We start from the raw sequence: 22,191 nt of genomic DNA, 5'->3' as shown, positions 1-22,191 counted from the left end.
CCCATGAACCATCCGAGCCGGGTGATCGGCTTTGTCAATGCCGGTCACTTCATCGATCACTATGCGATGCTGATTTTTGCCGCCGCGGTCGTCATCATGGGCCCGGCCCTCGACATGAGCTATGCGGAACTGTTGCCTTACGCCACGCCTGGCTTCATCGCCTTCGGCGCCGGATCGCTGCTGACGGGCTGGCTCGGCGACCGCTGGAGCCGCCGTCATATGATGCTCATCTTCTATCTCGGCATCGGCGCGTCCATGGTCGCGGTCGGGCTGGTCCGGACGCCGGTGCAGCTCGGCACAGCCTTGTTCGCCATCGGCCTGTTCGCCTCGATCTACCATCCGGTCGGCACCGCGATGATCGTCTCCTATGCGGAGAGACTGGGGCGCGAGATGGGGATCAACGGCGTGTGGGGCAATCTCGGCGTGGCCTCGTCGGCGCTGGTGACGGGCGTGATCGGCGAATATCTCGGCTGGCGCTTTGCGTTCATCGTTCCGGGCGTTCTCACGATGCTGATCGGCGTCGCCTTCGCATGCACCGTGACGCATGAGGACCGTCGCGGCGCGCGGCAGGCGGAGGCGCAGGCGCGGGTCGCGCGCGAGCACATGTGGCGGGTCGTCGTCGCGCTGCTGATGGTCGTCATCGCGATCTCGACCACCTTCAATGCGGTCACGGTGGCGCTGCCGAAGCTGTTCGCCGAGCGGCTCGCCGGCCTGACGCAGAGCCCGGCGCTGCTGGGCCTGATCGCGGCCGGGGTCTATGTGTGCGGCGCGATGACCCAATACACGATCGGGCGGCTGCTGGACCGGCATGCGCTGAAGGCGGTGGCGCTGCCGCTGTCGGTCGTGCTGGCGCCGCTGCTTTATCTCGCCGCCGATTTCACCGATCTGGCCTTGATCCTGGTCTCGGTCGGCATCGTGATGGGCGCGTTCGGCCAGGTTACGGTCAATGACGCCATGGTCGGCAAGTACACATCGGAAGAATGGCGCTCGCGCGCTTATGCGGTGCGCTATTTCGTCGGCTTCACCGCCGCGGGCGCCTCGGTCGGTCTGGTCGCCTGGCTCCATGAGCATGGCGGCTTTTCGACCATGCTGCACGCCTTCGCCGGCCTCTGCCTGTTCGCGGTCGCAGCGGCGCTGATCCTGCCGCCTGAGATCAGGGTGCCCGCGCCCACGAATTGAGAACGTCGCCTTCGGCTCCTCGCAATGACGGAGAATTACGGCAGTGTCTGCGCGCTTGCGACATCCACCGGCGCCTTGCGCTCTGCCAGCCAGTTCTCGAACCGTTGCACCACGACGAAGAACGCCGGCACGAACAGCACGGCGAGGCAGGTCGAGGCCAGCATGCCGGAGAACACAGTGATGCCGATCGACTTGCGGGCGCTCGCGCCGGCGCCGGTTGCGAACACCAGCGGCGCCACGCCGAGGATGAATGCGAACGACGTCATCAGGATCGGGCGGAAACGGGCGCGGGCCGCCTCGATCGCCGATTCCAGCAGCGGCTTGCCGTCGCGGCCATGTAGTTCGAGGCCGACCTCGACGATCAGGATCGCGTTCTTGGCCGACAGCGCGATGAGCAGGATCAGCCCGATCTGGACATAGAGATTGTTGTCGATCTTGAGCGCCGAGAGCACCGCCATCGGGCCGAGCAGCGACAGCGGTACGGCCAATATCACCGAGATCGGCGCGTACCAGCTTTCATATTGGCCGGCGAGCACGAGATAGACGAGCAGCAGCGCAAGACCGAAGGTCAGGTAGATCTGGTTCGAGACCGCCTTCTCCTGATAGGACATCGCGGTCCACTCGTAACCGGCGCCCGGCGGCAAGGTCCGGTCCGCGACCTGCTCCATCAGTGTCAGCGATTGTCCGGAGCTGTAGCCCTGCGCCGGCAGGCCGACGATGGTGGCGGAGGGATAGAGATTGTACAGGCTGATCAGCGAGGGGCCGACGCTCGGACGGATCGTGGCAACGGTGCCGAGCGGGATCATGTCGCCGGCCTGGTTGCGCACCATCAGGTTCTCGATCTCGCGCGTGGTCAGCCGGGCGCTGGCGTCGGCCTGCACATAGACCTGGAACACGCGGCCGAATTTGTTGAACTGATTGACGAAAGAGGAGCCGAGATAGGACGAGAGCGCCGAGAACACGGCATCGGTGGTGACGTGCAAGGTCTGCGTCTTGATGCGGTCGATCTCGATATCGAATTGCGGCACCATGGCGCGGAACGGCGATTGCACGTGCTGCAGCGCGCTTTGGCTCTCGGCGTTGGTGACCATGGCGGAGGTCAAGGCTTGCAGCTTGGCATAATCGTTGTTGCCGTCGCGCAGCTCGACCTGCATGGAAAAGCCCGCGGCATTGCCGATGCCTTGAATCGGTGGCGGCGGCAGCACCGAGACTTGCGCCTCCATCACCGCCGCCATCTTGTCGTTCAGCCCATAGACCAGTGAACGCAGGTCTTCGCCCTTGCCGCGGGCGTCCCAATCCTTCAAGACGATATAGGCGACGCCGGCATTGGCCAGGCTTGCGCTATTGTCCAACGCGGATATGCCGGCGATGGTGGTGACCTGGGCGACGCCGGGCGTCTGGCCCGCGATCTCGCTCACCTTCTCCAGCGCCTTCTGTGTCCGGTCCAGCGCGGCGCCGTCGGGCAATTGGACGGCGGCGATCAGGTAGCCCTGGTCCTCGATCGGGAGAAAGCCGGTCGGGACGCGCGACAGGCCATAACCGCCGATCGCGATCAGGAGCAGCGCTGCGATCACCGACATGTTGCTGTGTGCGACCAGCCAGCCGATCAGCGATTCATAGCGCCGCTCCAGCCGCGCGTAGACGTTGTTGAAGGCGCGGTAGAAGACATTGCGCTGCTCCGGCGGCACCGGCGGGCGCAGCCAAAGCGCGCATTGCGTCGGCTTCAAGGTCGCAGCATTGATGGCGGAGAGCAGCGCGGTCGCGGCGATCACCAGGGCAAACTGCGCGTAGATCCGTCCCGTCAGTCCCGGCAGGAATGCGGCCGGCAGGAACACCGAGATCAGCACCAGGGTGATGCCGACGATCGGGGCGAACAGCTGGTCCATGGCGCGGATCGCCGCGTCATGGCCGTTCATGCCGCGCTCGATGTTGTGGGCGGCGCCTTCGACCACCACGATGGCGTCGTCGACCACGATGCCGATCGCGAGCACGATCGCAAACAGGGTCGACATGTTGATGGTGAAGCCGAGCGCCGCCATCGCGGCGAACGCGCCGATGATGGTGACCGGAACCGTCGTGGTCGGCACCAGCATCGCGCGCCAGTCCTGCAGGAACACCAGGATGACGATCAGCACCAGCACGCCGGCCTCGATCAAGGTCTTGTAGACCTCGTGGACGGAGGCGCTGACGAATTTCGTCGTGTCGAACGGCGTCTCGTATTTGACCCCCGGCGGGAAGGCTCTTGCGAGTTCCGCCATCTTCTTCTCGACGATCTGCTCGACCTCGAGCGCATTGGCCCCGGGAGATTGGAAGATGCCGATGCCGGCGGCCGGTTGCCGGTTGAGCGAAAAGATCTGGCTGTAAGTCTGTGCGCCGAGCTCGACCGAGCCGACGTCGCGCACGCGCGTCACGTCGCCATTGTCGCCGGTCTTGACGATGATGTCTTCGAATTGCCTGACATCGTCGAGTCGGCCGGCGACGTTGAGGGTGTACTGAAAGGCCTGGCCCGGCGGAGTCGGCGGTGCGCCGATCTGGCCGGCCGCGACCTGCTGGCTTTGCTGCTGAATGGCCTGGATCACGTCCTGCGGCACCAGCCCGCGCACCTGCAGTTTGCTCGGATCGAGCCAGATGCGCATCGAATACTGGCCGGACCCGAACACCGTGACGTTGCCGACGCCGGGCAGCCGCGCCAGTTCGTCCTTCAGATTGATGGCGGCATAGTTGCTCAGGTACAGGCTGTCATATTTGGCGTCCGGCGAAGTCAAGGTGACGAACAACAGAATCGAGGTCGACCGCTTCTGCACGGTGACGCCCTGGTTCTGCACCGCCGGCGGCAATTGCGACAGCGCGCTGGAGACGCGGTTCTGCACCAGCACTTGCGCGAAGTTGAGATCGGTGCCGATCTTGAAGGTCACTGTCAGCGTGTAGGTGCCGTCGGCGGCGCTGTAGGACTGCATATAGAGCATGTCCTCGACGCCGTTGACCTGCTGCTCGATCGGCAACGCGACCGTGTCGATCACGGTCTTGGCGCTGGCGCCGGGATAGCGCGTTGTGACCTGCACGGTCGGCGGCACCACATCGGGGTATTGCGCGACCGCGAGGTTGAACAGCGCGACCGCGCCGATCAGCATCATCAGGATCGCGATGACGTTGGAGAGGACCGGGCGTTCGATGAAGAATTTGGAGATCATCGCCGCTCCTATTTGCCGGCGGAGGCCTGCTGTTCGATCGTTTTGACTTGTGGGTCGACTTTCTGGCCCGGGATTGCCCGCAGCAGCCCGGCGATGACCACGCGATCGTCGGGCTTCAGTCCGCTTTCGATCACGCGCAACTCCCCTTCGCGCGCTCCGACCGTCACAGTGCGCTGCTCGACCGTATTGTCGCCGTTGATGATGAGAACATAGCGGCCGCTTTGGTCGCTGCCGAGCGCGGTGTCCGGAACGAGAAGCGCATTCGGCACGCGCTCCAGCGGAACGCGGATGCGGACGAAATAGCCGGGCAGCAGCACGCGGTTCGGGTTCGGGACGATGCCGCGGACGGCGAGCGTACCGGTGGCCTGATTGATCGTCGGCGCAGCGTAGTCGAGCTTGCCTTGATGCGGATAGCCGTCTTCCGTCTGCAGCCCGATCTCGATCGGAATTTGTTTGAAGTCGGACTCCGTCAACCCGCGCTGCCGCGCGTCAGCCCGGATCCGCAACACGTCCTGCTCGTTGACATTGAAGTTCACGTAAATCGGGTCGAGCGCGACGATGGTCGCAAGCTGTGTCGGCGAGGCAACGCCGACAAGTTCGCCCACCGAGACCAGATGCGCGCTGACCACGCCGTCGAACGGCGCGGTCACCTTGGTATAGTCGTAGTTGACTTGGGCGATTCGTGTGTTGGCCTGGGCTTGTGCCAGATTGGCCTTGGCGTTGTCGCGCGCCGCGGTGGAGCTATCGAGCGTCGCCTGTGACACGGCCTGCCGGGCGACGAGCTCGGACTGGCGTCTGTAGTCCGCTTCGGCCTGCTTCAGCGAGGCCTGCGCGCCGGCCTCGGCGGCTTGGGCCTGGTCGAGCTTGAACTTGTAGGTCTCGGGCTCGATGGTGAACAGCGTCGTGCCTTCCTTCACCGCGTCGCCGTCCTTGTAGTCGATCGACTGCAGGAAGCCTTGGACCCGCGCCACCAGATCGACGCTCTTCACGGGCGCGGTATTGCCGGTCGCGTCGAGGTAGCGCGTGACCGCGCGTTGCACCGGCTGTGCGACGTCCACCTTGGGCGGAGGCGGTGGCTGGAACGAATTCTGTTCGCACCCGGCCAGCAGCGTTGCTGTGAGCGCAATCGACATGATGCTCGGCAGATGTTGCCGAGCAGACCTTGGCTGGGAATGCGATGACAAGTGCGTCGACATCATCTCCGGAAAACCATTTGAACAGGCTTTGAGACCACGCGCACCAAAAAAAGGCATCGGATAGAGTCTATCCGTTGTGTTTCCTACCAACAATCCACCTGGAGCGAAACACGAAAGCCGATATGTCACCGGAAAGTTGCATGACCGCGCGGATATGTCGCCGGATCGTCAACTGATTGGGAGGCCGGCCGATGGTCGATCCAGCGCTTGAACGCTGCCCGCCGCTCTCGACCGTCGTCGTGATTGCGCTCGCCGCACCGGTCCTTTTCCGCATAGGCGCGCACGCGATGTCGTGTCGCGCCACCGGCCGAGCCGGAGGCGAAGCCGGTGCCTGGCTCGGTCGCTGAAAGCAAGCCAGCCGCGGGCAGGGGGCGGGCGGTGCTGCGGCACCTGCATCTCCATCTGCAGCCCATCGGCGGTACCAGTTGTTCCTGCCGCGGGGGCATCGGACCGGTGGCTATTCCGGCAACGCCGAGGTTCCTGCTGCGGCTGGGTCCGCTCGATGAGCGAGTGATTATCAATGCTGCATGTGCCGGCCGAAGCTCTCTCTCGGCCGTCCTTCCCGACGTTCGCCTCCGGCGAGTGCCTCGGGACGAGGGCTTGCTTTGCGGCAAAAGGACAGACCCTCATGGTGAGGGGCGCCGCCTGCGGCGCGCCGCGAACCATGAGGCCGGTCCGGTTTGGGCCATATGCGATAGCCCTGCCTCGGGCGGCGGCACCGTCGCAGCACCTACAAAACGGCGAAATCTGCCTCGCGTGTCGCAGTCGTCTGCGTCGCCGCATTTGATCAAAATTCTGCATCGATTGATTTGATTTCGCGATGACAACGATGCAGATTTTACGCGTTGCCTTTGCCTTTACGTTGCCGAAGTAATTTGTATTTAACGAGCCCCTCGCCATGGTGGACGCTGTTTCCACCCGTGCAAATTGATGGGAGAGGCCATGTTGTTGAAGTGGCGCGGCCTATGCGCTGCAGTTTTTGCGTTTACCGCCGCGGCGGCGGTAACGAACAGCGCACATGCTGCGAACTTGAAGGACGAGATCGCCCCGGGCGGCAAGCTGCGCGTCGCGATCGCGATCAGTCCGGCCGGAGGCGCCTTCTGGTGCACGAAGGCGGAGAATGGTTACGCGGGCGTTCCGGTCGATCTCGGCAAGGCCATGGCTGCACAGCTTGGCGTGCCGGTCGAATATGTCGAATACCACAATTCCGGCGAGATCGCCGATGCGGCCTCCAAGGGCGGCTGGAGTGTCGCCTTCCTGCCCAAGGATCCGGAGCGCGAGGGCAAGTTGTCGTTTGGCCCGATCTATGAGGTCGGCGATGCGACCTACATCGTCCGGGCGGGCTCGACTGCGACGAATTTTGCAACGCTCGACCAGGGCGGCACCGAGGTTGCGGCGATCGAGGACACGACCACGCTGCGCGGCGCGAAGGCGCATCTGAAGAAGGCGACGGTAACGCCCTTCAAGACCTATGACGAGGTCTACAGCCTGCTCGCCGCCGGCGAGATCGACGCCTTCGCATTGTCGCGCGATCAGCTCAACGAAATGGCGAAGAAGCTGCCGGGCACGAAAGTGCTCGATGAGACCTTCAAGAAGACGTTCACCGCGGTCGCGGTGCCGCCCAGCCATCCGCAGGCGCTTGCCTTCGTCACCAAGTTCATGACCGACGCCAAGTCGAACGGCGTGCTGCGCAAGGCCTATGATGACAACGGCCTCAAGGACACGCCGCTACGCACGCAGTGATCAGTTCGCGGCGGGCGCGATGGGATCGAGCCCGCTGTCGACGATCGTCGTGCGGGCGGCCGGGGAGGCCAGAAACCTGATCAGCGCCTTTCCGGCCTCGGGCTCCTTCGACGATGTGGCGATGCCGGCCGAGAAGATCGTGATCTTCTGCAACTCGTCCGGCAACGGTCCGACGATATCGATGCCGGCGACCGGCTTCAATTCGCTGATCTGCTGAAAGCCGAGTTCGGCCTCGCCATGGGCGACGATCTCGCCGACCGGGGTCGCCGGGATCATTCGCGCTTTGTCTTTCATCTGGTCCTTGATGCCGAGCTTGTCGAACATCTCGGTCGAGACGTAAACGCCGCTGGCGCTGTCGGAGTAGGCGACCGATTTCGTCGCCAGCAAGGCGCGCTTCACCGCGTCAGCGGTTGAAATGTCAGGGTGCGGCGTACCGGATTTCACCGCGATGCCGATCGGAGATTTCACTAGATCGACGCGGCTGTCGGCCGCGACCTTGCCCTTTGTGATGAGGTCGCCCAGCGCATAGCCGACCATGATGAGGACGTCGGCCGGCTCGCCGCGCTCGAGTCGCATCGGGATCGCATTCACGGTCGTGCCCATCGAGGGCCCGTAGGCGACCACGACCTTGTTGCCGGTGGTCCGCTCGAACTCCGGCGCCAGCTTCTTGAACGCCGCGGTCAGCCCGCCGGAGATCATCACGTGAACATCGGCGGCGCTCGCGCCGGTGCTGACCGCAAGGGCGGTGGCGACACCGAGCGCAAGAATGCGGACGCGTGCGGAAATTGTCATATGGAATCCTCCCCAGACGAGCGTTGCGCGCAGTTCGTTGGCTGCGCCGCGCAGCTTGCTTATCCCGCTTCTCAGACGAGGACCAGAGGGGGAGTTGAACGACAGATTTTGCGGTGCGTCCCAGGGGCGCGCGCCGTTGGGTGGCATCCACCGCTGTCGGATCGCGGCACGCAGGCTGGCGTCAGGTGCCGACCTGGTAGTCAGGGGCGGAGGCCAGGAAGCCGGCATAGGCGGCGGCATCCGGCGGGGCGAACTTCTCGGCCAGCGGATTGCGGCGTCGTTTCGCGGCACCGATGTCGGCCAGCAGCTCGTCGAAATGTTTGAAGTGATAGGGGGCAACGCAGAGCCCGCCATAGACGCCCGCCGCCGGCCGCTCGACCCGCTTAAAGTGCAGCATCATCTCGATGTTGTCGCGCATCTGCCGGTCGGTGGGCTGGTGCGCGAGCTGTCCGTCGGCGTAACGCACCAGCCAGTTGGCCGCCATGTCGGCACATAGCACGGTGCAGAAGCTCGAGTTGAAGCCGACGAAGCCGAGCTCGGGCAGGTCCGGATTGGCGATCAACCGATACAGCCGATATTGCCCGTCCGCGTCGACCAGCCTGGCGCGATCGGCCTCGGAGAGGAACGGTACGCCCAGTCTGTAGCCGATCGCGAGCACGGCAATGTCAGCCTTGACCCGCTCGCCGCCGCTGGTCACGATCGTGTTCGGCTCGTAGTGATCGAAGGTGCCGCGGATGGCCTTGATCCGGCCGTCGGCCACCATCGGGAAGAAGTCCGGAGTTGCGATCGGGACTGAGCAGTTGACCCCGACCTCGATCGGCTCTTTGGGGACCATCTTGCATTTCTCAAGCTGTAGCTGCGCCTTGAGCAGCGCCTCCAAGCCGCGCCAATTGGCCCAGACGAAAGGCTTGGCGATGGCGTGGGCGAGGCGGGCGAGCGGACCGATGTTCCAACTCGCGAACATCTGCTCCTGCGCGCGAATGTAGAGGATCCGCTTGAAGTTGATCAGGCCGCCGATGAAATACGGAATGCGCCAGACCGGCTCACGATAGACCAGCGTCACCTCGCGCGCGCCGGACTTCACGGCGTTCACCGCGATGTCGGTTGCCGACTTGGAGCCGCCGAGCACCACGACGCTTCTGCCCTTGGCCAGGGCTGCATCGTTTTATTTCGACGAGTGGATGATCTCGCCGCCGGCCGCCGTGAAGCTGTCCTCGCCCGGCAGGTTCAAGCTTTGCGGCTCGTTGAACTGGCCGATGCAGATCGCGACGAAGTCGAAATCTTCGCGGCTGGTCCCGCCATCCTTTGCTGCGAGATCGAGCGTCCAGCCCGGCTTGCCGTCGGCGCGGCGGTTCATCGCCACCACCGCCGTGTTCAGGCGCAGCATGCGGTCGAGGCCGTGGTCTCGCGCATAGCCGGTGAGGTAGGCGTGGACCTGCGGACCCTTTGGCCATTCCGGGTACGACTCCGGCATCGGCTTGTCGGTGTAGCGATAGAGCTCTTTCGGGCTCTGGGTCTGAACGTCGGGATAGGATCGGGCCGGCTCCCAGACGCCGCCGAGATCGCCGCTCTTCTCGATGATCGTGACCTTGTGACCTCGTTTCGAAAACGCCTTCGCAGCCGCGAGGCCCGAGACGCCGGCACCGATTACGCACACGTTCTTCCGAATGATCATGGCAGGTTACCTCATCGAATGATTGGCGGGGCGTGCGGGCGAGCCGCATCGAATGCAGGTGGCACGAAGCTCGCCGCTTGCCTCCTCCGCGTCGAGAGCAGTTTGGTTACGCCTGCAATCGGCCGCATGCGCGATCGACGCGCCGCGTCATAGGCCAGACGCCAAGATCGCAGCGCGTCGTTAGACCTAATCGTTGGCCTCGGGCGGCAGGAAGTCGACCTCATGCTCGGCCGAGATCCTGACGACCTCGGCCGGATCGGTGAGGTCATGCAGTTTATTGAACAGCGCTTCGAGCTTCTGCATCGGCGACACCCAGAACAGCGCCCGCGCCGGCTTGTCGGACTTGTTGAAATAGCCGTGTGGAATGCCGCGCGGCATCCGGACCAGATCGCCGGCGTGAGCCTTGACCCAGACACCGTCGAGCTTGAGGTCGAGGACGCCTTCCTGAACCAGGATGAACTCGTCCTGAGTGGGGTGGATGTGGACGGGTACGAACTGGCCGGGCTCGCTGTTGGTCTCGAACGCAAAGGTGGAGTCGGTGATGGCCTTCGGAAAATAGAGCTGGCCGAGGATGTTCCAACTCTTGCCGCCATAGCCGGTGCCGGCCGCGGTGATGCCTTTCTCGAGTGGTGTCATGGCTCGTCTCCCTCATGGACCTTGCGAAAGGATCGGGCGGCCGGCACGCACTGTCTATCCGGAAAACGAATCCCTCGACCGGATCAGCTAATTATTATAGGCTTAAAATGATCTCGTGATGGCGATGACGGCAATGTTGTCTGTAGCAGCGGGCATTGATTGCACTCCTGGTGGCTCCGCAACGATGCGGCTTGCCGAGTTTCGCCGCGTTGCAACAACCTCTGTCGACGAGGCGGCCGAACAAATAGGTCGCATCTTCTGTCCACATCGGCTGCAACCGGCCGTCCGGACCGCCCAGCATTTCTGCGCTGTGCACAATTGCGCGCCATTTGACGGCTTCTCGATCAACTACGTGGCCTATGGCAGCGTGGTGACCATCGATCCCGGCTACCTCGAGCGCTTCTTCCTGATCCAGCTTCCCCTGTCCGGAACGGCGCGCATCCACGCAGGGTCGCGCGAGGTGGCGAGCTGTCCCGGTCTTGCCGCCTCGCTGCTGTCGCCGACGGTGCCGACGCGGATGCTCTGGGAGGATTGCGAGCAATTGATCCTGCTCGTGGATCGTCGCGTTCTCGAGCAGCGTGCCGCAGCGTTGTCTGGCAGGGCGGTGCAGCCGGTCGTGTTCGACCCGTCTATCGATGTGTCGAAGGGCGCCGGATCGATGCTGGCGGCGCGGATGCATGAGCTCGCCGGGCTGGCCGAGCGGATCGGCCCCGATCGCGAGCTGTCCGCCGTGGCGGCCGCGGATCGGCGGGAGGCGCTGCTCGAACTCCTGCTCATTCACCGCAGTCACGATCTGTCGGATGCCATCCGCAGGTTTTCCGGCCGATCGGAGGCGCTGCCCCGCGGCTTGCAAAGGGCGCGGGACTTTCTGCACGCGCATGCCGCGGAACCGTTGGATCTTGTGCGACTGGCGGAGATAGCTGGTATCGGCATCCGCGCGCTGCAATGCGGCTTCCGCCGCCATTTCGGCAGTTCGATCTCGGAGATGCTGCAGGATCTCAGGCTGGCGCAGCTGAATGCGCGATTGATGAATGCGCCCCCGGAGGCACATATCATCGATATCGCCTTCGATCTCGGCTTCAGCCATCTCGGGCGGATGGCCGGTGCTTACAAGGCGAAGTTCGGCGAGACGCCATCGGCGACGCGGCGGCGTGCCTGTGGTCCTGCGATGCCGAGCCGCGCCTTCACGAATTGACGTGAACGAAATCGCGCAGCAGCGGATAGATCTCGTTGTTCCACTTCCTGCCGCTGAAGACGCCGTAATGGCCGACGCCGGCCTGCATGTGATGCACGCGGCGATAGTTGCGCACGTCGGTGCAGAGCTCCTGCGCGGCCAGGGTCTGACCGATCGAGCAGATGTCGTCGCGCTCGCCTTCCACCGTCATCAGGCCCATCCGGCGCACGGCGGCCGGATTCACCGGGCGGCCGCGATAGGTCAGCTTGCCCTGCGGCAACAGATGCTCCTGGAAGACGTCGCGCACGGTCTCGATGTAGAACTCCGCGGGCAGGTCCATCACGGCGAAATATTCGTCATAGAAAGTCTTGATCACCTCCGCCTTCTCGATCTCGCCTTTGGCAAGATGGTTGGCGAGATCGATGTGCTGCTTGAGGTGCCGCTCGAGGTTCATCGACACGAAGGCGGTGAGCTGCACGAAGCCGGGATAGACCTTGCGGAAGGCGCCCTTGCACTGCAGCGGCACGTAATGGATCAGATTGTCCTCGAACCATTTGATCGGCTTGCTCTTGGCGAACTCGTTGACCTTGGTCGGCTGGATGCGGGTGTCGATCGGGCCGGCCATCAAAGTGAGCGTTGCCGGGCGCGAGGGATGGTCGTCCTCGCACATGATCGCGGTGGCGGCGAGCGCGGGCACTGAGGGCTGACAGATCGCGACCATATGCGGCCGCGGCCCGAGCTGGCCCAGGAAGGTGATCAGGTGCTCGGTGTAGTCGTCCAGGCCGAAGCGGCCATGCGCCTGCGGAATGTTCCGTGGATTGTGCCAGTCGGTGATGTAGACGTCGTGGTCCTGCAGCAGCGTCTTGACCGTGCCGCGGAGCAGCGTGGCGAAATGGCCGGACATCGGCGCCACCAGCAAGATGCGGGGCTGTTCAGGCGCGCCCTCCTTCTTGAAACGCAGCAGCGAGCCGAACGGCGTCCTGAACGTCACCTCTTCACTGACCGGCCATTCGCGGTTGCCCACCATGACACTGTCGATCCCGTAGGCCGGCCGCGAATAGGTCAGGGCGGAGCGCGAAATCAGCTCCAGCGCCGCAGCAAGGCGCCGCCAGGCGCGATGCGAAAGCCCGGGTGGGATCAGGTTGAGCGCGCGCAGCGCCGCCGTCGCTCCCTGGCGCCAGGGCTCGGTCAGGTCCATGTGGTTCTGAAAAGCTTGGTACAGCAGCGCCATGCTCGGGTCCGTCACTCCAATTGCTCGCATGCAATATCGGAGCCAAGGCTGACGCGTGCCGCCTCGAGAACTGGCATGTCGCTTGCTGCGTGAACGTCGGCGCATCAGGCCATGTCCGGCGCTCATCGCCGCCCCGTCGCGATGGGCGATCGGCCTGAGCCGGAGACGAGAGGGAGGTAAACGGCATGGCCAAGGCGACGTTGACGATCAGCAGCAAGAATTATTCGTCGTGGTCGCTGCGCGGCTGGCTGCTTGCCAGGTTTGCGGGGCTGGAGTTCGAGGAAATCATCGTGGCACCCGACGACCCGGCGGCGCGCGCGGAGATCCTGCTGCTCTCGTCCTCGATCCTGGTGCCGTGCCTGCGCCACGAGGGCGCGACCGTCTGGGATACGCTGGCGATTGCCGAATACCTCAACGAGACTTTCCCGCAGGCCGGCCTGCTGCCGGCGGATCGCATCCAGCGCGCGCATTGCCGCTCGATATCGGGCGAGATCCATTCCGGCTTCACCACCTTGCGCGCCTCGCTCCCGGTCAATCTGAAAGCGCATCTCCCGGGCTTCAAGATCTGGAGCCGGGCCCAGGCCGATATCGACCGCGTCTGCACGATCTGGCGTGAATGCCTGGAGGCTTCGGGCGGGCCGTTCCTGTTCGGCGAGCGCTGCATGGCGGACGCGATGTACGCCCCGGTCGTGACCCGCTTCATGACCTACGATGTCAAGCTGGAGCCGCGGCTTCGGGCCTATGCCGACGTCGTCATGGCAATGCCGGAGATGCGGGAATGGGTCGAGGCGGCCAAGGCCGAGCCCGCAGAGATAGAGGAGCTCGAGGTGGAATACTGACGCGACCTGCGCTCATCTTGCTGCCGGCACGGTCGCTTCGAAATATTCCCTGACACGAAATCCTGTCGCGATGCCGCGCCCTCAGTCGAGCGCAGGAATTAACGACTGCGGGCCGCCGCAAGCCATTCCCGGAACTGTCATGCGCTGCATGTTGTAAGTCTTTCCAGGCTCAGCACCAGAGCTGGCCGTGAACAGATCTTGTACCGTGCCTCGCGGCTGATTCGGGCGCGATTCGTTCCAGTCGCGTTCCGGAGGTTAACAGCCCGCATCCGAGCGTTACGTTTCGAGACAGGCTGCGCATTCTAATCTGTCGCTTTTGCTGCGATCGGCAGGCTTGGCTCTTTGCGGATCGATTGCGTGCCGCTACACCGGCGGCCGGGGGAGGAGCCATCATGGATCTGACGACATGGGCCTGGCTCGCGCTGGCCGCCTACGGCATGCACATTCTCGAAGAATACACCTTCGATTGGCGCAATTGGGCGCGCGCCGTCATGAAGCTTCCGGTGGAGTGGAGCGATTTCTACGTCACCAATGCGCTGGTGATCGTGCTCGGCGCGGTGCAGGCCATCGTGGCCCACGCGATGCCGCTGGCGCCGCTCGCTTATGCCGCGCTGATGATCATCAACGCCATCTTCTTTCATATTCTGCCGTTCGTGCGGAGCGGCGGGCGCTTCTCGCCGGGACTTGCGACGGCTGTCGTGCTGTTCCTGCCCACGGCTCTTGCGGTCTGGCGTCGGGCGGCGATCGACGGAGTGCTTGACGGCGGGACGGCCGTGTCAGCAATTGCGATTGGCGCGCTGCTGATGGCCTATCCCGTCGTGATGCTCAATTTGCGTTCAAAACCATATTTCCGGCAAGACCATTCCTAAGCAGCGCTCAGGTGGCGCGGTACGATCAATAGGATGTTGCGCGAGCTGCCGCGAAAGCAGCGCCGCCGCGCTCGGAGCGCCCGTTGCGCGATTGAAAGCCCACGCGCGGAAAGCGCCAGGCGACGACGGTCGCTTCCAGCATGCCGCCGGATTCCTGATTGTGCCACTTGCCATCGACATAGAGACATGGAAACGGCAGTTGGTAGGTGCCGCTGTGATCTTCGCAGAGCACCTCGACCGCTTGTCCCGGCGGCGGTTCGCCGCTGCCATCGAACTGCGCCAGCCGTTTTTCGCGCGTAGCCATTCTGTGCATCTCCCTCGAAACGGGTCCCAGCGCTTGCAACCTCAATGCGGGATTGAGGTCGCAGTATGGTATCATCAGGACAAGCGGTCTGTTCCATGCAAATTCATGTGTTTGGCGACGTGATGAGGAAATTGTGATGTGGTTGATTCGCGGCTTGTCTCCGCTTTGTTTCTGCGTTGCTCTTGCTGGTCAGACGGCACATGCGCAGGACGTTCCGGGAATCGAGATCTGCACGGTCGAGAAGACGATGGAACGTCGCACCTCGTGCCTGCAGAGCAATGTGGATTTCCTGCAGAAGACGATCACCAAGCTCTCACTCGACCATCAGCAGAAGATCGATGCCGCAAGCCGTCAGATCCAGGCGCTGAAGGCTGCGTTGATCAGCCAGCAAGGGACGATCGACGAGCTCAAATCGGCGCAGGCAAAGCTGCTCGATGAGCTGAAGAAAAAAGCAGATGCTCCGGTTGCGAAGGATGCCGCGCCGGCAGCAGCCGGTAAGTAGCTATAGAACCCGGCGCAGAAGGCCGCGGCGTAGCTTGCAACGCAGCCTTGCAACTCAGCCCTGCAGCGCATGGCAAGCCGGCTTGCTTGGCAAGCTCGTGCGCCTTTGCCATAAGAGCCCGCATAAGAACGTGCGGCGGGCGATCGAACATCCGCTTGCAGTCATAGAAGCGGGAGGTTGTCCGATGTCCAATCTGCGGGTGCTTGCTACCGATCTGGAATTTCCGGAAGGTCCGGTCGCGATGCCGGACGGCTCGGTCGTGCTGGTGGAGATCCGCGGCCGGCGCCTGACCCGCGTTTGGCCCGACGGCCGCAAGGAGGTGGTGGCGCAGATTCCCGGCGGTCCGAACGGCGCTGCGCTCGGTCCCGATGGCAAGATCTACATCTGCAACAATGGCGGCTTCTCCTGGATTCCGACGCGCAATACCGTCATGCCCGGGCCACAGCCGGAGGATTATCTCGGCGGCTCGATCCAGCGCGTCGACCTGCAGAGCGGCACGATCGAGACCGTCGTCACCAGATGCGGCGAGCATGCGTTGCGCGGGCCGAACGACCTGGTGTTCGACCGGCATGGCGGCTTGTGGTTCTCCGATCTCGGCAAGCGTCGCGCGCGCGACATGGATCTCGGCGCCGTCTACTATCTCAAGCCGGGGATGACCGAGATCGTCGAGGTGGTGCACGGCATGCTGCCGGCCAACGGCATCGGCCTGTCCCCGGACGAAAACACGGTCTATGTCGCGGAGACGCCGACCGCGCGGCTCTGGGCGTATGAGCTCTCCGAGCCGGGCACGCTGAAGCCGCGCGACGTGATCTACCGCGGCGAACGCGGCAAGCCGATCGCGGGACTGGGCGGCTATCAGATGTTCGATTCGCTCGCGGTGGAGGCGTGCGGCAATGTCTGCGTCGCGACTCTGGTGAGCGGCTGCATCAGCGTGATCGCGCCGGATGGCGCCATCGTCGAGCAGGTGCCGACCGGCGATCGCGTCACGACCAACATCGCCTTTGGCGGGCCGGAACTGAAGACGGCCTATATCACGCTGTCCGGCAAGGGCGAGCTCGTCGCCATGGATTGGCCGCGGTCCGGATTGCCGCTGAATTTTTTGAACAAGTGACGAGGGCGTGGTAGTCCCGCCGTCATTGCGAGCGAAGCGAAGCAATCCAGCGCCCGAGCAGGATGGCACTGGATTGCTTCGTCGCTTGCGCTCCTCGCAATGACGGAAGTCAGCAATGCCGTTCCTCAATCCCATCACCCTCCGCGGCCAACACGCCAGCCTCCAACCGCTCTCGCCCGCGCATCACGACGCGCTCGTCGAGGCGGTGAAGGACGGCGAGCTGTGGAAGCTTTGGTACACGTCGGTGCCATCGCCCGAGACCATGGCCAAGGAGATCGAGCGCCGGCTGGGCCTGCAGGCGGCAGGCACCATGCTGCCCTTCACCGTATTCGACGCCGAGGGCCGCATCTCGGGTATGACCACCTACATGAATGTCGATGCGACCAATCGCCGGGTCGAGATCGGCTCGACCTGGTATGCGAAGCGTGTGCAGCGCAGCGCGCTGAATACGCAATGCAAACGCCTGCTTCTCGCACATGCATTCGAGGCGCTCGATTGCATCGCGGTGGAGTTCCGCACCCATTTCTTCAACCACCAGAGCCGGCGCGCGATCGAGCGGCTCGGCGCCAAGCAGGACGGCGTCCTGCGCAGCCATCAGGTTGCGCCGAACGGCACGTTGCGCGATACCGTGGTCTTCAGCATCATCGCCTCCGAATGGCCGACCGTGAAAGCCCATCTCGACCATCAGCTGCATGACAAGCTGCGCTGATCGCGCTAAGGCGCGAGGTGCGCGCATGATGTGTTCGTGCGGCAGATGATGAGTGAACAGAAGATCAAGATGGATACATTCGACTATGTGATCGTGGGCGCCGGATCGGCCGGCTGCGTGCTCGCCAATCGTCTGAGCGAGGATCCGTCGGTAACGGTGTGTGTGCTGGAGGCGGGGCCACGCGACTGGCACCCTTACATTCATGTGCCGGCCGGCTTCATCAAGACCTTCTACATGAAGAGCATCAATTGGGGCTATCAGCAGGAGCCCGGGCCCTATACCGCCGGTCGCAGCATCTACGCTCCGCGCGGCAAGACGCTGGGCGGCTCCTCCTCGATCAACGGCCATATCTATAATCGCGGCCAGCACCAGGACTTCGACACCTGGGCGCAGATGGGCAATCGCGGCTGGAGCTATGCCGACGTGCTGCCTTACTTCAAACGCATGGAGCGGCGGATCGGGGTCGGCGAAGCCGAATATCGCGGCCGTGACGGCAACCTGACGGTCACCACCATGGAGTGGAAAGACCGATTGTGCGAGGCCTTCATGGATGGCGCGGTCTCGCTCGGCATTCCGCGCAACCCCGATTACAACGGCGCCATCCAGGAGGGCGTCTCCTACGTCCAGCGCACGATCCAGAACGGCCGCCGCGTGTCGTCGGCGACCGCGTTCCTGCGTCCGGCCAGCCGCCGGCCGAATGTCGAGATCCGCACGCATGCGCATGCGACCGGCGTCATCCTCGAAGGTAAGCGCGCCGCCGGCGTGCGTTACAGTCGCGGTGGTCGCGGCGGCGTGCCGATGGAGGTGCGCGCGCGCAAGGAGGTGATCCTCTCCGGCGGCGCCTACAACTCGCCGCAACTGCTGCAGCTGTCCGGCATCGGCGCACCGGATTTGTTGCGTGAGCGCGGCATCGAAGTCCGCCACGCGCTTTCAAGCGTCGGCGAAGGCCTGCAGGACCATTACGCGCCGCGCACGGTGGCGCGGGTCAAGAACATCAAGACCATCAACGAACTGGCGCGCGGTCTCAACCTCTGGGGCGAGGCGCTGAAATGGGCGGTGACACGGCGCGGCATCCTGTCGCTGTCTCCGACCATGGTCTACTGCTTCTGGCACTCAGGCGAGACCGCCGAGAGCTCCGACCTGCAACTGACCTTCACGCCCGCAAGCTACAAGGAGGGCGTGCAGGGTCAGCTGGAGGACGAGCCGGGCATGACGGTTGCCTCCTGGCAGCAGCGCCCCGAGAGCCGGGGCTATGTGCGGTTGCGCTCGGCCGATCCGTTCGATCCGCCGGTCATTCAGACCAATTATCTCGCGGCCGAGCTCGATCGCCGCGTCGTCGTCGCGGGCATGAAGCTCGCGCGACGGCTGCTGGCGTCGGCGCCGCTTGCGCCGTATTTTGCTTATGAGGATTTCCCCGGCCCCAAGGTGCAGAGCGACGACGAGTTTCTCGCCGCCGCCACGCAGCGCGCCACCACGACGTTCCATCCTGGCTGCAGCTGCCGGATGGGACCGGCCGACTCGACCTGGGCCGTGGTCGACGATCGCCTGCGCGTGCACGGGCTCGATGGTCTGCGCGTGGTCGATGCCTCGGTGATGCCGCGCATGATCTCGGCCAACCTCAATGCCTCGACCATGATGATCGCCGACAAAGCCGGCGATCTGATCCTGGGCAAGGGCGCTGTCGCCGCGGAGCTTGGCGCTTAACGACGCCGGCAGGCAGGCTTGGTCCTTACGCGTTGGCGCGTGCGGCGATTGCCTGGGCTTCCGCAGCGGCTCTTTGCATGCTGGACGACATCTCGCCGGTGACGGTGCTCTGCTCTTCGATCGCGGCCGCCGTCGAGGTGACGTATTCGCTGACGTTCTGGATTTCCGTCTTGATCGCGTTCAAGGCGCTCACGACCTCGCTCGAGATCCCGGTCAGGCCGCCGATCTCCGCACCGATCTTGTCGGTGGCCGCCTTGGCCTGATTGGCCAGGTTCTTGACCTCCGAGGCCACCACGGCAAAGCCGCGTCCGGCATCGCCGGCGCGCGCCGATTCGATCGTGGCGTTGAGCGCCAGCAGGTTGATCTGCCCGGTGATGTCGCTGATGATCTCGACGATCCCGCTCATCGCCTGTGCAGCGTCGCTCAGGCGCTTGGCCTGCGAGTCGGCCGATGCAACGCGCTCCACCGCACCCATCGCGGTCTCGCGAGACTTCGTCATGGCTTCGGAGATCTCGCGGACGGAGGCGTTCAGCTCCTCGGCGCCTGCTGCGACCGATTCCATCATGCCGCGGACGCGCTCGTTGCCCATCCGCACCAGCACTTGCTTGGTGACGTCGCTCGCGTATTTCACCACCTTGAACGGCTTGCCGTTGAGATCGAGGATCGGGTTGTAGGACGCCTGAATCCAGACCTCGCGCCCGCCCTTGCCGATGCGCTTGTACTCGTTGGCCTGATATTCGCCGCGGTTCAGCGAGGCCCAGAACTCGCGATAGGCGGCGCTGTCGCGCTCGTCCGGATCGACGAACATCGAGTGGTGGCGGCCCTTGATCTCCCCGAGTGTGTAGCCGAGTGCGTGAAGGAAATTGTCATTCGCCGTGATGATGGTGCCGTCGAGATCGAACTCGATCACCGCCTGCGACTTGCTGATCGCCGCGATCTGACCGGCGAGATCGGCATTGCGGAGCTTCTGCTCGGTCACTTCGGTCGCGAACTTGACTACCTTGAAGGGCTGGTTCTGCTCGTTGAAGATCGGATTGTAGGAGGCCTGGATCCATACTTCTTTACCGCCTTTGCCGATGCGCTTGTATTCGGCCGCCTGGTATTCGCCGCGGTTCAGCGCCGCCCAGAACTCGCGATAGGCGGCGCTGTCGCGCTCGCGCGGATCGACGAACATGCTGTGATGCTTGCCCTGGATCTCGGGCAGGGTGTAGCCGAGCGCTTTCAGGAAGTTGTCGTTGGCGGTCACGACGGTGCCGTCGAGATTGAACTCGATCACGGCCTGCGACCGGCCGATCGCCGCCACCTGCGCCGCATAATCGAGGTTCTGCAGGCGAACGCTGGCATCGGACCACTCGACCACCGTCCCGGCGCGGGTTCCGTCCGGATGCTTCAGCGGCGTCGCGACGAGGTCGAAGATCCGGTTGCCGATCTTGATCGTTGCGCGGTGCTCGGAATTGAGTGCCTGGAGCATGCGCCTTTGGCGCGCCGGCTCCTTGTGGAAACCGTCGATGTTGGTTCCGATCAGTCTGTCGACGCTGAAATTTGGCAACTGCTTCTGCAGATCAGCTTCGGCTTCGCGCAACAGCGTCTTCACCGCCTCGTTCATGTAGACGATGTTGAGCTTGTCGTCTGCGACCATGACCTTGGCGCTGATCGCGCTCGCGGCCAGGGAGGCCAGCACCTCGCTTTGGTTCTTGCGGCCAAACATGAATATCTCCAATCGACCGAGTTCGAAAATACCGGCGGTCTGAGTCGTCCACATCTCCGCGAGATCGCATTGCTGGCGGTCCGGAGATGCAGGGAACGCTTCGTCGCGCGCGTTCGAACTTTCAAAATATCCGGGAAATTCCGGGGTTATCTCAATCTATCAGCTCGGCAGTAAGATTTGGTTAGGCAGTTTTCTGCAGCTCGGTTGGAATTGTGCACGGATGCCCGGCGTCGGAGATCCGACAATCACTCGGAATCGTACTAGCTTGTGTTGAATCAAATTTTCAGCGATTGCGCGCGTTAAATTGCGCGGCCAATCCAGGAGCGCCTCCGTCTCACTCCATGCCAGAGAAAGATCTTGCCGAAATCATCCAGATGCCGAGGGTGTTTCTCGACAGCCTAGGCATCGGCATTTCCGTGACGGATGTCGAGGAAGGCCGTATTCGCTTCGCCAACGCGGAGTATTGTCGCATCGTCGGCTATACGTTCGATCAGTTGAGGACGGACCGGATCTGCTTTCTCGAACTGACCCATCCCGATGATCGGGAGCGGAACCGCCTCCAGCATGCCCGCCTTCTCGCCGGCGAGATCGATCTGTACCAGATCGACGAGCGCTACCTTCGCAAGGATGGAAGCCTGGTATGGGCCCGCGTGACCGCCAGTCCGATACGCGACGTCGACGGCAGCATCCGATGGTATTGCGCTGTCGTCGAAGACATCACGGAAAAGAAGATCCTGGAAGGCCAGCTTGCGGCGGCCGAAAAACTGGCCGGCCTCGAGACGTTCAACCTCGTCGTCGAGGCCGAAGGGCGATCGCCCGGGGCTTCGATGTCGTCGTCTCCAAGTCTGGCGGATATGATGCGACACGTTCACCCGGACGACAGGGACGCGCTGGAGAAGGTGCTTCGCCGGGCGATCGTGAAGCGGACCGGCTACACGCAGGAATACCGGATTGTCGCCGATAGCGGTGCCATCCGCTGGGTTCGCGCCATCGGGACGTGCGTCTACAGCCCGTCGGAAGCATGCACGCACCTCGTCGGCTCGACGATCGACATCACCGAAACCAGGGCAGGCGGCGAAGCGAACACGCCGGAGCCGATCCGCAAGATCCTGGATCACATCGAGAAGCACTGGAACCAGAAGATTTCGATCGAGCAGCTCGCAGCTCAGTACGGGATCAGCCCGCGCGCGGTTTATCAATATTTTTCCGCGCACGGCGCCTCCCTGGGAGAGAAGATCAAGCAGAACCGGATGCAGCATGCGCGCCGCATGCTCTGCAATCCCGATCCGGGCGAAACGGTGACATCGATCGCGCTGAAGTGCGGGTTCAACAATCCCGGTCATTTCGCCAAGGAGTACCGGAAGATGTTTGGCGAGACACCGTCGGAAACGCTGCGACCATTGCCGCCGCTCCAATAGCGACCGCGAACATCATCCCAGGGCGGCCTCTCGTGACGCAAGCGGCCAATTGTCCGCAGCCTCGTTCAGGGCGCGGGGCTCACGTGCTGTTGCGCGTGCGGTCAATCGACGCGCCTCTGCTCGACCAGTTCGCGCTCCCGCCACACATCTTTAATCGTTCGGTCACGCAGCTGTTACCGGGCGCCCCTAATCGACCCGACGCATCACTTT

At 63.6% G+C, this 22,191-nt stretch carries 17 protein-coding genes and 1 pseudogene; 10 read left to right on the top strand and 8 right to left on the bottom strand.

Translation table 11 applies throughout. The features are described 5' to 3' along the window. Positions 1-3 precede the first annotated feature (3 nt). The gene (locus tag QXZ85_RS05400) at positions 4-1,179 is read left to right on the top strand and encodes an MFS transporter (protein ID WP_315767241.1); all 1,176 of its coding nucleotides are present in this window, start codon (positions 4-6) and stop codon (positions 1,177-1,179) included. Positions 1,180-1,214: 35 nt separating this feature from the next. On the opposite strand, the gene QXZ85_RS05395 is transcribed toward QXZ85_RS05400, so the two are convergent. Beyond that, a complete protein-coding gene (locus QXZ85_RS05395) occupies positions 1,215-4,370 on the bottom strand; it encodes a multidrug efflux RND transporter permease subunit (RefSeq protein WP_315767242.1) in 3,156 nt (1,051 codons plus the stop codon). A gap of 8 nt (positions 4,371-4,378) precedes the next feature. Next, a complete protein-coding gene (locus QXZ85_RS05390) occupies positions 4,379-5,503 on the bottom strand; it encodes an efflux RND transporter periplasmic adaptor subunit (protein WP_315762839.1) in 1,125 nt (374 codons plus the stop codon). A gap of 1,005 nt (positions 5,504-6,508) precedes the next feature. On the opposite strand from QXZ85_RS05390, the gene QXZ85_RS05385 reads away from it, so the two are divergent. After that, the gene (locus tag QXZ85_RS05385; protein WP_315701066.1) at positions 6,509-7,309 is read left to right on the top strand and encodes a transporter substrate-binding domain-containing protein; all 801 of its coding nucleotides are present in this window, start codon (positions 6,509-6,511) and stop codon (positions 7,307-7,309) included. Here the strand turns inward: QXZ85_RS05385 and QXZ85_RS05380 are convergent, their stop codons facing one another. The 3 genes and pseudogenes from QXZ85_RS05380 to QXZ85_RS05370 all read right to left on the bottom strand — a co-directional run bounded on the left by QXZ85_RS05380 (position 7,310) and on the right by QXZ85_RS05370 (position 10,412). Then, on the bottom strand, positions 7,310-8,101 hold the full coding sequence (locus QXZ85_RS05380; RefSeq protein ID WP_315701065.1) for a substrate-binding domain-containing protein: 792 nt from the start codon (positions 8,099-8,101) through the stop codon (positions 7,310-7,312). A gap of 181 nt (positions 8,102-8,282) precedes the next feature. Then, positions 8,283-9,776: pseudogene (locus QXZ85_RS05375) on the bottom strand (flavin-containing monooxygenase). 186 nt (positions 9,777-9,962) lie between these two features. Continuing rightward, positions 9,963-10,412 carry a cupin domain-containing protein gene (locus tag QXZ85_RS05370; protein WP_315767245.1) on the bottom strand — a complete coding sequence of 150 codons (450 nt, stop codon included), beginning with the start codon at positions 10,410-10,412 and terminating at the stop codon, positions 9,963-9,965. A gap of 184 nt (positions 10,413-10,596) precedes the next feature. On the opposite strand from QXZ85_RS05370, the gene QXZ85_RS05365 reads away from it, so the two are divergent. Then, positions 10,597-11,607 (top strand): AraC family transcriptional regulator, encoded by a 1,011-nt coding sequence (locus QXZ85_RS05365; protein WP_315767246.1) that lies wholly within the window; start codon positions 10,597-10,599, stop codon positions 11,605-11,607. Here the strand turns inward: QXZ85_RS05365 and QXZ85_RS05360 are convergent. Beyond that, a complete protein-coding gene (locus QXZ85_RS05360; RefSeq protein WP_315762832.1) occupies positions 11,597-12,817 on the bottom strand; it encodes a polyhydroxyalkanoate depolymerase in 1,221 nt (406 codons plus the stop codon). The genes QXZ85_RS05365 and QXZ85_RS05360 overlap by 11 nt on opposite strands. Positions 12,818-13,002: 185 nt before the next feature. Between QXZ85_RS05360 and QXZ85_RS05355 the strand changes: the two genes are divergently transcribed. Together QXZ85_RS05355 and QXZ85_RS05350 are read left to right on the top strand one after the other, a co-directional pair. Next, positions 13,003-13,656 (top strand): glutathione S-transferase family protein, encoded by a 654-nt coding sequence (locus tag QXZ85_RS05355; RefSeq protein WP_315742877.1) that lies wholly within the window; start codon positions 13,003-13,005, stop codon positions 13,654-13,656. A 392-nt stretch (positions 13,657-14,048) separates the two neighbouring features. Further along, on the top strand, positions 14,049-14,525 hold the full coding sequence (locus QXZ85_RS05350; RefSeq protein WP_316173296.1) for an HXXEE domain-containing protein: 477 nt from the start codon (positions 14,049-14,051) through the stop codon (positions 14,523-14,525). Between the two features lie 25 nt (positions 14,526-14,550). Here QXZ85_RS05350 and QXZ85_RS05345 read toward each other — a convergent pair whose 3' ends face one another. Beyond that, entirely contained in the window at positions 14,551-14,829 is a 279-nt protein-coding gene (locus tag QXZ85_RS05345) for a hypothetical protein (RefSeq protein ID WP_315701059.1), read from the bottom strand. Positions 14,830-14,965: 136 nt separating this feature from the next. Here QXZ85_RS05345 and QXZ85_RS05340 point away from each other — a divergent pair, with 136 nt between their 5' ends. The 4 genes from QXZ85_RS05340 to QXZ85_RS05325 all read left to right on the top strand — a co-directional run bounded on the left by QXZ85_RS05340 (position 14,966) and on the right by QXZ85_RS05325 (position 18,855). Then, the gene (locus QXZ85_RS05340) at positions 14,966-15,331 is read left to right on the top strand and encodes a hypothetical protein (protein ID WP_316173732.1); all 366 of its coding nucleotides are present in this window, start codon (positions 14,966-14,968) and stop codon (positions 15,329-15,331) included. 184 nt (positions 15,332-15,515) lie between these two features. Beyond that, a complete protein-coding gene (locus QXZ85_RS05335; protein ID WP_315742876.1) occupies positions 15,516-16,442 on the top strand; it encodes an SMP-30/gluconolactonase/LRE family protein in 927 nt (308 codons plus the stop codon). Between the two features lie 115 nt (positions 16,443-16,557). Next, positions 16,558-17,151: a GNAT family protein gene (locus QXZ85_RS05330; protein ID WP_315701057.1), complete on the top strand. Its 594-nt coding sequence runs from the start codon at positions 16,558-16,560 to the stop codon at positions 17,149-17,151. Between the two features lie 69 nt (positions 17,152-17,220). After that, positions 17,221-18,855, top strand: a complete 1,635-nt coding sequence (locus QXZ85_RS05325) for a GMC family oxidoreductase (protein WP_315762828.1) — start codon at positions 17,221-17,223, stop codon at positions 18,853-18,855. Positions 18,856-18,880: 25 nt separating this feature from the next. On the opposite strand, the gene QXZ85_RS05320 is transcribed toward QXZ85_RS05325, so the two are convergent. Further along, positions 18,881-20,563, bottom strand: coding sequence for a PAS domain-containing methyl-accepting chemotaxis protein (locus QXZ85_RS05320; protein WP_315765646.1), 1,683 nt, complete (start codon positions 20,561-20,563; stop codon positions 18,881-18,883). A gap of 212 nt (positions 20,564-20,775) precedes the next feature. Between QXZ85_RS05320 and QXZ85_RS05315 the strand changes: the two genes are divergently transcribed. Beyond that, positions 20,776-21,981, top strand: a complete 1,206-nt coding sequence (locus QXZ85_RS05315; RefSeq protein ID WP_315701054.1) for a PAS domain S-box protein — start codon at positions 20,776-20,778, stop codon at positions 21,979-21,981. Positions 21,982-22,191 lie beyond the last annotated feature (210 nt).

This window comes from Bradyrhizobium sp. SZCCHNGR1005 (genome assembly GCF_032489995.1).
Lineage (GTDB): Bacteria > Pseudomonadota > Alphaproteobacteria > Rhizobiales > Xanthobacteraceae > Bradyrhizobium.
This window is presented reverse-complemented; position numbering and strand designations above follow the sequence as displayed.